At 58.4% G+C, this 12,116-nt stretch carries 12 protein-coding genes; 8 read left to right on the forward strand and 4 right to left on the reverse strand.

Annotated elements, in window-relative coordinates; translation table 11 throughout:
* Nucleotides 1-286: 286 nt before the first annotated feature.
* From LB525_RS26750 to LB525_RS26785, 8 genes are all read left to right on the forward strand, one after another.
* Nucleotides 287-1,672 (forward strand): CpaF family protein, encoded by a 1,386-nt coding sequence (locus tag LB525_RS26750; protein ID WP_224549207.1) that lies wholly within the window; start codon nt 287-289, stop codon nt 1,670-1,672.
* A complete protein-coding gene (locus LB525_RS26755; RefSeq protein WP_224549210.1) occupies nt 1,672-2,643 on the forward strand; it encodes a type II secretion system F family protein in 972 nt (323 codons plus the stop codon). Before LB525_RS26750 ends, LB525_RS26755 begins: the two co-directional genes overlap by 1 nt.
* An 11-nt stretch (nt 2,644-2,654) precedes the next feature.
* Complete coding sequence (locus tag LB525_RS26760) at nt 2,655-3,605, forward strand: type II secretion system F family protein (protein WP_411971054.1); 951 nt, start codon at nt 2,655-2,657, stop codon at nt 3,603-3,605.
* A 53-nt stretch (nt 3,606-3,658) separates the two neighbouring features.
* A complete protein-coding gene (locus LB525_RS26765; protein WP_224549223.1) occupies nt 3,659-4,204 on the forward strand; it encodes a tetratricopeptide repeat protein in 546 nt (181 codons plus the stop codon).
* Nucleotides 4,201-4,713 (forward strand): prepilin peptidase, encoded by a 513-nt coding sequence (locus LB525_RS26770; RefSeq protein WP_224549225.1) that lies wholly within the window; start codon nt 4,201-4,203, stop codon nt 4,711-4,713. Before LB525_RS26765 ends, LB525_RS26770 begins: the two co-directional genes overlap by 4 nt.
* A gap of 101 nt (nt 4,714-4,814) precedes the next feature.
* Complete coding sequence (locus LB525_RS26775) at nt 4,815-5,612, forward strand: sterol desaturase family protein (RefSeq protein WP_224549227.1); 798 nt, start codon at nt 4,815-4,817, stop codon at nt 5,610-5,612.
* Nucleotides 5,584-6,297, forward strand: coding sequence for a methyltransferase family protein (locus LB525_RS26780; RefSeq protein ID WP_224549237.1), 714 nt, complete (start codon nt 5,584-5,586; stop codon nt 6,295-6,297). Before LB525_RS26775 ends, LB525_RS26780 begins: the two co-directional genes overlap by 29 nt.
* Nucleotides 6,298-6,435: 138 nt before the next feature.
* Nucleotides 6,436-7,452, forward strand: coding sequence for a phosphatase PAP2 family protein (locus LB525_RS26785; RefSeq protein WP_224549239.1), 1,017 nt, complete (start codon nt 6,436-6,438; stop codon nt 7,450-7,452).
* 34 nt (nt 7,453-7,486) lie between these two features.
* On the opposite strand, the gene LB525_RS26790 is transcribed toward LB525_RS26785, so the two are convergent.
* The 4 genes from LB525_RS26790 to LB525_RS28615 all read right to left on the reverse strand — a co-directional run.
* Entirely contained in the window at nt 7,487-8,734 is a 1,248-nt protein-coding gene (locus tag LB525_RS26790; RefSeq protein ID WP_224549241.1) for an ABC transporter substrate-binding protein, read from the reverse strand.
* A gap of 231 nt (nt 8,735-8,965) precedes the next feature.
* Nucleotides 8,966-9,601: a lytic transglycosylase domain-containing protein gene (locus tag LB525_RS26795; RefSeq protein ID WP_318012422.1), complete on the reverse strand. Its 636-nt coding sequence runs from the start codon at nt 9,599-9,601 to the stop codon at nt 8,966-8,968.
* A gap of 254 nt (nt 9,602-9,855) precedes the next feature.
* A complete protein-coding gene (locus tag LB525_RS26800) occupies nt 9,856-10,224 on the reverse strand; it encodes a hypothetical protein (RefSeq protein WP_224549243.1) in 369 nt (122 codons plus the stop codon).
* A 72-nt stretch (nt 10,225-10,296) separates the two neighbouring features.
* The coding region (locus LB525_RS28615) for a type I secretion C-terminal target domain-containing protein (RefSeq protein WP_263492908.1) at nt 10,297-12,116 on the reverse strand (1,820 nt) is incomplete at its 5' end.

Here is a 12,116-nt window from a genome sequence, read left to right on the forward strand (position 1 = left end):
CATTCATTCACAATTCGGCCATACCCGTGTCTCCGAAGCGTCACATTAGACATATGACATATATGTTTATATAAAATGGGTTAGTGGTGTTGTCGATCTATGTTGCGACAAAGGTCCTAGGACTTTGGTCGATTGGCATTGGGCGGGGGAAAATAAAACGGTTTCTCAAATCTCTATTTTTAACTATGTCACAAGTAATACGGCCAGTGTGTCCTCCAAGCCGCTTGTGCCCCTCGTGGTTAACGCTTAGTTTCAAAGCTGGGGAAATCAGCAAGGGTTCGGCGACATGTTGGGTCGCTTCATCAAAGGATCGAACGAACAGAAGCCGCCGCAGCCGGGGCATACGGCTGTTGCAGTAACCGGAGCGGCACCAGTCCCTTCGACTGAGGGGGAGTCGGACAGGGACGATTTTCTCACAATCAAGGTGGATTTACATCGCCATCTCATAGACCGTTTCAATCTCGCGGCGCTTGAAACTGCGCCGAAGGACGAAATCCTAAATGAGATCCGGCCGATCGTTCGTGAATTCGTGCGTGGCCGGAATGTGCCACTGAATGCGCGCGAGCTCGATCGACTCACCAGTGACACCGCTGACGAAATGCTCGGATTGGGGCCAATCGAACCTTTGCTCAAGGACGATTCTATCGCCGACATCTTGATCAATACGCATAAGCACGTCTTCATCGAGCGGCGGGGCGTGCTTGAGGAAACTTCGATTCGCTTCCGCGACGAGGCGCATCTGCTGAGGATCGTCAATAAGATCGTTTCGGCCATTGGTCGTCGGGTGGACGAATCCGCGCCTATGGTCGACGCCCGCCTCGAAGATGGATCGCGCGTGAACATCGCAGTTCGGCCGATCTCAGTGGATGGTCCGTTGGTCTCCATCCGCAAATTCTCAAAAAAACCCTATTCGCTTGAGCGGCTAGTGGCTTTCAACTCAATCCGTCCGCCAATGGTTGATTTGCTGCGGATAGCCGTTCAGTCACGCAAGTCGATCCTTGTTTCTGGCGGTACCGGCAGCGGCAAGACCACGCTGCTTAATGCATTGTCGAGCTACATACCCAGCAGGGAGCGCTTGGTTACGATTGAGGATGCAGCGGAATTGCAACTGCAGCAGCCGCATGTCGGCCGGCTGGAAACACGGCCGCCCAACGTCGAGGGCAAGGGCGAAGTCCGCCAGCGGGAACTGGTCAAAAATGCGCTGCGCATGCGGCCGGATCGCATCATCGTCGGCGAGGTCCGCGGCGAAGAAGCCTTCGACATGCTTCAGGCGATGAACACCGGCCACGAAGGCTCGATGACAACCATCCACGCGAACACGCCTCGCGACGCAATATCGCGCATGGAACAGATGGTCGGCATGGCTGGTATGCCGATGACGAATGATTCTATTCGTGCACAAATTGCCTCGGCTATCGATATCATCATACAGACGCAGCGTCTTTCGGACGGGGGTAGGCGGGTGATCTCCATTTCAGAACTGACTGGCATGGAAGGAAACGTCATCCAGCTTCAGGAGATCTATCATTTTGTTCGCCGGGATGTCGGTGCGGATGGCATCATCATCGGCGAATTCCGCGCTACCGGTGTCCGCCCGCGATTTGCCCAAGAAGTGGCAACACTGGGCCACCATTTCGGAAAAGACGCGTTCAATCCCCAGGTTCCGCTCTGATGCTGACCGGCCAAACCCTGCTCTATTTTATGTACGTTTTGGCCGCTGCTTCGGTGATTCTTGCTGCGGAATCCTTTTATCTGTCGTTTGCTGGTCGGCGAGCGCGAGCAGGAGTGATCAACAGGCGTCTGCAACGCCTGGGAGACGACACCCCGGCGGAGCAAAGTCTGCAGAGCTTGCTTCAGGAACGTGGCCTTACCGCATCGGGTGATTTCATTTTTGGAGCAGTCGCGCTCAATCGGCTCTACACCCAGTCCGGCGTCACGGGAAACCCGTTGGCGTTCGCCGCGGCGTTTTTGCTTGCCGGGCTTGTTCTGGCCCTCTTATTGCCGTTGATCTTCGGCTTCTCGACACTCGCTGCTGTTATTGTCTTTGTTTTCATCGGAGCGGTGCTGCCGCTCCTCGTCCTAAAAAGAGCCAGAGACAAACGAATTCTGAAATTCGCCGCGCAGTTACCCGACGCGCTCGATATGATAGTGCGTTCGCTTCGCGCCGGACATCCGACCACGGTAGCAATCGGCCTGGTTGCGCGAGAAATGGCCGACCCGCTGGGGACCGAGTTTGGCATAGTCTCCGACGAAATCACTTTTGGATTGAGTCTCGAGCAGGCGGTACGAAAGCTATCCGAACGAGTCGGTTTCGAGGGGCTACATCTCCTATCTGTGTCTCTCTCAATCCAAGCCAAGACCGGTGGCAATCTGACAGAAATCTTGTCGAATCTTGCCTCGGTATTACGAGCACGGCGCACGCTCCGGCTGAAGATAAAGGCGCTTTCAGCCGAGGGACGCATGTCTGCGTGGATCATTTCCCTGTTTCCGCTTTTCATGCTCGGCGTTCTGATGGGTATCGCGCCGAGCTACTACGGCGATGTCTGGGGAAGCCCACTGATTTTTCCAGCTTTTGCGATCTTTGGCTTCTGGGCATTGCTGGGGGATTTCATCATGTACCGGATGGTCAATTTCGATTTTTGAAGGAAATGGACTTGCTGACCAGTTTCGGAGATTTGGCTGTTCTGCTGTCAATTTCAGTTTTTTTGGCAGCGGTAGCTTTTTTTGTCGTTATAGCTTTGACTTTGATGCCGGTTCTCCAAACCAGGCGCCTGGTTGCCCAAAGCCTGTTATCCGGGGGCATTAGTAGCCGGCGATCACTCGGTGCAAGGCAGGAACTAAATAGGATTTCGGCACAGCGGCCAGTGGAGGCCTATTTCAAGGCATTGGAGAAGGAACGCGGCGAACCTAACGCGCTTGAGGCCAAGTTGTTTCGGGCTGGATTCCATCAACCCAGCGCGCCGATCATTTACACGTTATCGCGCTTCGTGGCCGTGTGTGTCGGATTCGTGGTTATGTATGCCCTTCTTTCGCACGTTCTGCCGCCTCAATTGCCGAGCATATTGGCGTTCGCAGGGGCGGCCCTGATTGGACTTGGCTGTATCGTAATCCCAAGCATCGCGCTCGATCGGTTTGAAAATAGTCAGAAGCAGCTCTATCGTCGCGGTTTTCCGGATTTCATGGATATGATGATCACCTGTGCCGATGCAGGTATGAGTTTGGAGGCTGCCGTGGAGCGAGTCGGCAACGAACTCGCAGGCACCCACAAATGGCTCGGCATTCAGCTTTCAATCATGAATTTGCAACTGCGCGCTGGAAAACCGTTGCGCGAAGCGCTGCGCGATTTGGCAGATCGGATCGGTTTGGAAGAAGCGAAGGCACTCGCGGTCCTGTTCCGACAGTCGGAAGAACTCGGCACCAGCCTCACCGAGGCGTTGCGGGTCTACAGCGATGAAATGCGCACTCAGCGGATCCTTCGAGCTGAGGAGCGCGCCAACGCGCTTCCGGTAAAAATGATGATCCCGTTGGGGTTATGCATTTTTCCCGTCGTCATGATGGTTGTCATGTTGCCGGTGATCATTCGCATGAAAGGCGTTTTCTTCTAGTCGGTCATATGATTAGATTCTAAAGTAGAGTCGGGGGACTCGTGGGACACATAATGACAAAGCGCCTCGCAGTCGCGACCAGCCTGCTGCTGATCTTCCTGGCCGGATGCCAGACGAACGACTCCACCGGCGGCGTCGTCCGCACCAACGAGCCCGCCAAGGGCGACTACACCGCTTTTGGCGATACCTTCGACGGGCTGAAGACCATCAGCGATGTCGACTACTACGCCTCTGACCAGGCGATCACCGAGGCCAAGACCCAGTTCCGCTCCGAAAACTACGGCAACGCCGGCGCCCTGTTCTACAAGGCCACGCGGCTGGCACCCAATGATGGGGTGGCCTGGCTGGGTCTCGCTGCCTCTTGCGACCGCATCCGGCGCTTCGATCTTTCCGACATGGCCTATGGCCGGGCCTTCAGACTGCTCGGCGCGACGCCGGAATACTACAACAATGTCGGCTATTCCTATCTGCTGCGCGGCAAGTTGCAGGACGCGCGAACAAATTTCTTGAAAGCCTATGAACTCGCGCCGAACGACCCGACGGTGGCCAACAATCTCAAGCTCTTGTCGTCTAGCATACGCAACATAGAACGCTCATGAGCCTTCTGCTGGCTACTTCGCTGCTGCTCAGGGCGCTGGCTATTCCACTGCTGGCCAAGGTCGGCTGGATCGACTTCTCCACCCAGAAAATCGCCAATCGTGACGTTCTGCTACTGCTTTGCCTGGGTCTCGGTTCGCTGCAACTTTTGTGTCTTCAGTCGGGATCGTGGTGGGATATGGGCCTGAGCGCCATTGCCGGCCTAATCCTGTTCATCGCGCTCTTTCCGTTCTGGGCTATGCGCAAAGTTGGCGCCGGCGACGTCAAGCTGATGGCCGCGATGCCGTTTGTCATCGGCGGCAGCAATTTGGCGGTGTTCTCGGTTTTGCTGCTGATATTCGCTGTGATCACGGCAGTGGCGGTCAAGAACCCGTTTTTGTTGCCGGCCGGAATGTTTCGCGTCTACATCCAGCATATGGACAGAAAGGGCGTGGCGCCGTTTGGTGTGCCGATTTCGGCAGCCGCGATCTGCACGATAGCGATGCAGATTGGCCTGAGCGCGTTCAGCTAACCATGGCATCGACAACAAGCCGGTTAACCGTTCGGAAACCATAAGCTTGCGCTAACTTTGTCGAAGTGATTGGATCGTGCGGGTTTCGGCGGGGGCGCCGCATGGACGTTTTGAGTGTCAAGGCTCTTTTGATCACGGCGCTTATCTTTGTGCCGATCGAGCGTCTGTTTGCCCTGCGGCCTAGCCAGAAAGTTCTTCGAAGAGCTTTCCTGAATGATCTGGTCTACGCAGTGTTCAACGGGGCGCCGATAACCCTTGGTCTGATTGCGGTCATTACGTTCGCGACGAGCTGGATGGGCTGGCTTGTGCCCGCCTTTGTTGGCATGACCGTCTCGTCACAACCGATTTGGCTGCAGGTCGTAGAAATCATCTTAATTGCAGACATAGCGTTTTATTTCGCCCACCGAACCTTTCACGCCATTCCGTTTCTATGGCATTTCCACGCAATCCATCACAGCATCGAGGAACTTGACTGGCTTGCGGGGCACCGTATCCATCCAGTTGATCAGATCCTGACGAAAGGCGCTTCCTTCATCCCAGTCTATTTGCTGGGGTATAGCAACGAAGCCATCGGCCTATTCGCATTCATCTTCCACGCCCATGCCCTATTGCTGCATGCCAATGTAAGGCTGAACCTCGGGCCGCTTCGGTGGCTGATTGCGTCACCGCAGTTTCACCATTGGCATCACGCCAATGAGCGGGCGGCGTACGACAAGAATTTTGCGGGGCAGCTCTCAATCATCGATGTCATCTTTGGGACGATGCACCTGCCCGGCAAAACTGTGCCTGAACGGTATGGCGTCGATGACCCCGTACCCTCGAACTATATCGAGCAACTCGCCTACCCATTTGTCCCGAAGGGAAAAACCAATGAAACTCCCTCCACCAGCGATGCGTGACTTCGTTGGGCGCGCGACGATGACGCTTTACTTCACAGTCTGCGCGACTTTGAAAGCGGCGACAACGGTCGCGGGTGTCAGCAATTCGGACTGGACGGTGCGATGGCTGGTCGAAATCGGAGCGAATATCGCAGCGCTCGGCTTCATGATGCTCGTCGTCGTCACGACCGTTGCGAGGCTTCCGCCCCTCAAGACGGCACAGGGAATCGAGCCCCGAATTTCCGCCCTGATCGGTTGCCTTGCCACCGTCACCTTGATTGCCGTTCCCCGCGTACAGGTGGCACCAAAGCTGGAAATTGTGGCCGACCTCATCACGATTCTCGGTTTCGTCCTCTGTATCTGGTGCCTCTGGCGGCTCGGTCGATCATTCAGCATCCTTGCCCAAGCGAGGAGGCTCGTTACGACCGGCCCGTACCAGTTCGTGCGCCACCCTCTTTATGCCTGTGAAGCGATCGTTCTGCTCGGCGTGATTCTTCGCAATCCGACTTGGTCGACGGTTGTCGTCGGCGCGATAGTTGTTGCCTTCCAATATCGGCGGATAGTCAATGAGGAGAGAGTCTTGGGTGCGGCGTTTCCCGAATACGAGGCGTATAGACGAAGGATTCCGATGCTTGTTCCAAGCTTGTCGCCAGTCCCTGGATGGCGAGATGAGCCTTCGCCTCCGGAAGTTGAAGCCCCTCGATAGTGGATGATCGGAGCCTAGCATTTTCTTGTCGCAACCCATCCGCTAACCGACGAGACACAGCAGGTTGCTGGTCAGCGAAATCCGGTCAGCGAGGAACGAACGGTCCAGAATGCGCACAATTCGGCGAAGAGCCATGGCATGATCTACCGTCTCAATACAGAAGTTCGACGGCTTGCCTTTCTGTCGTTGATTTTGACGATAGTCGTTGCGGCGGCGGGATTCGTTTGGCTGCCCTACTCGAACGTCTATCTTGATCCGTCAAACCTGGGAATCATAGCAAAGATAGTAGCCCTCGTCGTTGCTTTGTATGTAGTAGTCGCGCTGGTCGGTCACCGCGTTAGAGGCGACGAGTCTCGTCCAGCTCGGTTGATCCGCAAATTGGTTGGAACAGGACAGACGTTGCTGCATTTGTGTGCCCTGGCGATTCCTTTCGGGCTGGCAATCGCGGTCTTCATCTGTCTTGCCTCTGCCAACGGCAGGCCTCTGCTTGACGGAAACCTTGCAGGAATGGACAGAGCGTTCGGGTTCGACTGGCTTGCCTTCCTGAAATTGACCAATAGCAGCCCGATTGTTAGTGCCACCCTTGTAGCAGCCTATCATTCGATCGGTTTGCAGATGATGATGGTCGCGGTTTTTCATGCCTCGATGCATCGATTGGACCGACTGCTTGAATACTATGTAACCAGCGCAGTCTGCTTGACAATAATAGGAGTTGTCGAGGCATTGGTCCCTGCTGCCGGGGCATATGCGTTCTTTAAGCCTCCAGCCGCCGCATTCAGTAATTTCACTTCTGAAGCGGGGATGTGGCACTACACAACTTTGTTGAAGCTACGATCCGGCGAACCATTCGCCTTAAATTTCAGTGAAGCTCAACCGCTCGTGACGTTCCCTTCTTTCCATACGAGTCTAGGCGTTCTGATCGCTTATTCGATGCGCTATTTTCGAGTTGTTTTTTGGCCTGTACTGCTCTTGGAAGTTATCATGATCATCAGCACGATGCCGGAGGGTGGGCATCATATGATCGACCTGATTGCTGGGGCAGCCATCGCGGCCCTTTCCATCGTCATTGTGAGATCGGTTACCTACAGAATCGATTCGACCGCCAAGGGCGCAAATCTGCCGCCACGAACAGTGCTCTCGCCGGAAGTTGATTAACAAGGTCGTGCGGCAGGTGCCGACAGCGAGCAATTCAAAACCCCGACGTCGACTTCTCCACCAGCTTCAGCCGCCCCTTCTCCACCTTGAAAAACGGCATCGACCTTTGGCTCGAGCCGTCGGCGCGGAAGCGGAACAGGCCGGTCGAGCCGCGGAAACCGCTGGTGTTTTCCAGCACCTGCTTGCTGAAGCCGTCGGGTCCGGCGGAGCTGGCGATGCCCGCGCTCAGCGCCACCACGTCGTAGGCATAGGCCACGTTGACGTCCGGCTGGTAGTTGTAGGTCGCCTTGAAGCGGTCGGCGATCGGGCCGGTCTCGCTCTGGTCGAGCGTCGCGATATAGGCGCCCTCGTAGAGCGGATCCATCGGGTGCTCGAGCCAACGGTCGGTACCGATCAGCGTCACCGCCTTGCCTGGAATGCCTTTGGCCTTCAGCGCCGCGAGCACGGCGACAGGGCTGCCGTCGCCGCAGGCGACGACCACGGCGTCGGGCGCCTCGACCAGCGAGCCCATGTCGGACACCACCTTGGCGCCGCCGTCGCTCGCCGAATAGGGCAGGGTCACGGCAAGCGTGGCGCCATAGATGCTGAGTGCGTTGGCAACCCGGGATTCCACGGCGCTCGAGTCGGCGCCCGAAGGCACCAGCAGCACGAATTTCCTGGCGCCCTTGGCGGCGACCGCCGCCGCGCCCGCCGCAGCGCTATCGGCTTCGCCGAGCCGCACGGAATAGACGCCGGGGCCGCCGGCGAAATTGTCGGCCAGCGCCAGCACCGGCGGCCGCTTGGAGCCGGAGAGCTTGGCAAGGTGCTGTGCGGCCGCAAGCTCGGACGGCCCGATGACCGCCTTCGCCGTGCCCGAGGTGATCGCCTTCACCGCGAGGTCCTTGGCGTAGCTGCTGTCGCCGCGCGTGTCCTCGATCGTCAGCGTCAGAAGCTTGTCGCCGAGGTCGGCCATTGCGAGGCGCGCGCCGTCATACATTTTCCGGCCGGTCTCGCCCGTGCTTCCGGGCGCCGAAAGCGGCAGCAGCATGGCCACCTTGGTCGGCCCCGTGCCGAGCGTCAGCTGGGCCTTGGCGGCGGCGGCCGAGGCCGGGCCGGCCGAGGTCGCGCTGGCCAAGGCCGCACTGCCCAAGGCCTGGCCGCTTGCCTGCTGGGCGGGCGCCGCGGGCGCGCCCGCCTGGCCGGTGGGTGCCGTGATCGCCGACGGATCGAGCACGTCCGACGCGCCGCTCTTGGACTGGCATCCGCACAGCGTCGCGACGAGCCCGAGAGCGAGAGCCCCCAATGCATGTCGCCCAAAAGTGGTCCCGGTTTTGGGGAGACGACATGGATCTGACAAAGACCTGAAGCGCGCCGCAACGATTCGTTTGGGCGCGGCGCGCTTCAGGTCCGGATCGTGCCGCTCACATTTCATTTGATGCTTCCATCCCATCTGCCGCCGGTATTCGCCCCGGTCCGCCTTCACTTCTCTTAACGTTTGCCTGCCCGGCCGTCCCGCAATTCTTGCATCATGGCTTCAGCCATCGAACAGCCGCGCTCTCAGCGCCTGTATCGTCCTTGCTTGCGCCGGGCTGCGATAGTCGGCGCATTTCATGTAGCGCGGCCCCGGCACGAACGATCGTCGCACGCAGACGCGTTTCTCCTCGCCGGCGGCGGGCAAGCCGACAATCGAGATGTCGGAGAAGCCGATCGTCGAGACGTCGGAGAATCCGATCGTCGCCACCGGCAGCGGCCCGGTCGCGTCGAGGCCTTCCCGTGCCAGGATCGCGCGTGCGCGCCGGCAGTAGTCGACCGAGCGGACAGAGAAGCCGGTCTCGCCGTGCCCGGCGCGGTATTTCATCACGGTGGTGCAAAGATCGCCCACGGCGAGCCTGTTTGCCTGCGCCAGATATCTGACGCCGAGCGCGATGTTGGTGGCCGGCTCGCCAAGCTCGTCGAGCGAGCCGCGAAAGCCGAGCATCCGCGCGGTTGCCGGCATGACCTGCATCAGCCCGACCTCGCCGTCGGCGCCGCGCACGCCGGGATCGAAGCCGCTTTCGATCTCCATCACCGCATGCGCCAGCACCGGCTCGAGGCCGTAGAGCGACGCCTGGCAGGTGGCGAATGCCTTGAACGTCGCGCGCGTCCGCTCGGGCGCCGCGTCGCAGCGCACGGGCTGCGTCCCCGACGGTTGCGGTCGTTCCAGCCAGTTGGCGTGGACAGGTGTTTGCCCCAGGCCGAGCAAGGCGACTGCCAGGGCAACTCCAAGAACACTGCGCAGCGGTTTTCCGCTCGCACTTGCGTCAAGACAAAGAGATGGACCGTTTCGCCGTTTCGGTGAAACGGCGGACCGGTCCAGCGCGATCGCCTTCGCCGGTTCTCCGTCGGCCACCATCGCAGCCAGCCGGCGTCCGCTTGCCCGTCAGCTCAGTGCATGTACTCGACCATGCGGTCGTGGAAGCACTCGCATTTGTTGAGCGTGTCTTCGTCCTTGTAGTTCGTCTTGAGGTAGCCATAGGCCATGCCGCAGGCGACCTTGGCTTCCGAGGCCCAGACGAAGGCGGGACGCGACGAGTTGATCCATTCCGGGCTGTTGGCGACGGCGACCGATTCGTCCATCAGCTTCACCACATGGTCCTTGAGCTCGACCATGTTGTCGGTCAGCACCAGGTCCGACGTGCCCACAGTGCGGCAATAATTCACCGCCGGCTCGCCGATGATGTCGGCGGCAAACCCCGTCGACCCGGCCACCAACAGCGCCGCGGCCGAAGCCAGCAATCTTGCGGAATGTTTCATGTAAGCCCCTCTTCGAATTGCGAATTCACGGTTCACTAATGCTTAGCATGGAAGCGTGGCCGCGCATAAGTGCTAAATGGTGGCCGTGTGCTGCTGATGGTTCGAGTCATCGTAAAGGATGTTGATCGTCCCGGTGGTGGTCGGCCCGCTTTGTAGCTCAGCGACGACGACGAAATTGCTGCCCGTACCGGTGCTGTCGACGCTCAGCATTTTGGTGCTGGTGTCATACTGGACATAGTTGCTGATGTCGTTGCTTCCCACGGGCGCGTCAAACAACGCCGTCAGGTCGATCTTGTCGCCCTGCCCACCGGCACCGCTGTAGTCGGTGATCAGGTCATGGATGTCGAGATGGTCGATCTTGAACGTATCGGCGCCAGCGCCGCCGGTCATCGTATTCGTCCCACCGCCGCCGGAGAGGATATTACTGTTGGCGTCGCCAACCAGAACGTCGTCATGCGAGGAACCGATCAGGTTCTCTATTCCAGTCAACGTGTCGCCACTCGCCGCTCCACCGTAGCTGTGCGTCAAGAGATTGACCTGGACGGAGCTCGCCGCGTTGGAGAAGTCGACCGTGTCGTTGGTTCCATTCCCCGTAAAAGTGTCGTGCCCGCTCGCGCTGGCGACGAGAACGGCGTTGGCTCCAGACAGTTGGTATCCGGTGTGGCTGCCGATCAAGGATACCGTCAGATTGCTGCCGCTAGAGGCAACATCGCCGTCGCCATCGGTGATGGTGGGAGCGAAGGTCAGGGCTGTATCGGCCACCGTCACTTGCTCGTTATATTTGATGGATGTGAGGTCAACCGTGACCCCGTTATTCACGACGTCCATCTCCGAGAAGCCGCCGCCGTTCGCGGCAACAAAGGCATTGAAATGTGCCAGGTCATTGACACCGGTGCCGGTCCAGTGGGCTGCGTCGACAGTGAACGTACCGACATTGTTCCCCGTCAGCATCTCGGTCAGGTACGCCGTATGTGCGGAGTTCCAGATGTAAACCTGGAAGCTTTCGCCTGCCGGCGGCGTGGCGATGCTGAACGAGGCCGAGAGTTGCGGCGTGCCGAACTTGAAATCCACAACCTCGCCAGGGTTAAAGTGGGCATTATTCACCCCGAAGCTGTTCTGGCTTGAATTGACAGTTCCCTGCGTAAATCCACCGGTTGCCACTACATAGTTGGTGCCGCCTTGGATCAGAATGTCATAGCCGGAGGTAGGCACTGGATCGTTCGCGTGTTGGCCATTGGTTATGCTCGTCCCGGCAACATCCACGTAGTAATTGCTACCGGGGGGGATGCTTGATCCATTAAAAGTTGTCGTGGTTTGCAACTGGTTCGTTGCGAGATGGAAATCATATGTCCCATCCGCCGCCATTGTTAGTGTGAAGAACTCATTGCTTGCCTGCCCCGACTGAGCGCCAGCCAACGTCTGATACGCGAGCATCTCCGAACTATGGGTTGCTGCATTATAATGGGTGTACTCGTAGAATGTGTAGGCCGTCCCCGTGGTCGGAGTCACAGTGACCAGATTGATTTGCTCGCCGGTCGCGCTGGTGCCCACGTTATTGGTGATCGAGTAAGTCTCGCCAGAGGGTGCGGTCCCCATTGCAACTCCGATCGCGGCGGTCGCGCTGGGGCCGTCCGCGCCGAAGACAGGCTGCCATGTGCCGTGGGCGTCGGTGTCGGCGACATTCGGCATAACGGTGTTTTGAATGGAGAGTATCTGTGGCACGTCGTCCTTGATGGAGATGGTGATGGTCGAGGTGTTGGTGTTGCCGAAGGCGTCCTGCACCGTATAGGTGAACGCGTCGGTGCCGCTCTGGATGTTGGTGCCGTTGTTGCCGGCCGGGGCGTTCGCCTCCGGCGTTGTCAGCGTGTAGGTGTAATGGCCCGTGGCATCGA

Source organism: Mesorhizobium sp. CA16 (assembly GCF_020165175.1).
GTDB lineage: Bacteria > Pseudomonadota > Alphaproteobacteria > Rhizobiales > Rhizobiaceae > Mesorhizobium.

Excerpts from the sequence above, each read along its gene's own strand:
- LB525_RS26750 (WP_224549207.1), top strand. The coding sequence starts at position 287 with ATGTTGGGTCGCTTCATCAAAGGATCGAACGAACAGAAGCCGCCGCAG.
- LB525_RS26770 (WP_224549225.1), top strand. The coding sequence starts at position 4,201 with ATGAGCCTTCTGCTGGCTACTTCGCTGCTGCTCAGGGCGCTGGCTATT.
- LB525_RS26800 (WP_224549243.1), bottom strand. The coding sequence starts at position 10,224 with ATGAAACATTCCGCAAGATTGCTGGCTTCGGCCGCGGCGCTGTTGGTG.
- LB525_RS26780 (WP_224549237.1), top strand. The coding sequence starts at position 5,584 with ATGAAACTCCCTCCACCAGCGATGCGTGACTTCGTTGGGCGCGCGACG.
- LB525_RS26755 (WP_224549210.1), top strand. The coding sequence starts at position 1,672 with ATGCTGACCGGCCAAACCCTGCTCTATTTTATGTACGTTTTGGCCGCT.
- LB525_RS26775 (WP_224549227.1), top strand. The coding sequence starts at position 4,815 with ATGGACGTTTTGAGTGTCAAGGCTCTTTTGATCACGGCGCTTATCTTT.
- LB525_RS26785 (WP_224549239.1), top strand. The coding sequence starts at position 6,436 with ATGATCTACCGTCTCAATACAGAAGTTCGACGGCTTGCCTTTCTGTCG.
- LB525_RS26765 (WP_224549223.1), top strand. The coding sequence starts at position 3,659 with ATGACAAAGCGCCTCGCAGTCGCGACCAGCCTGCTGCTGATCTTCCTG.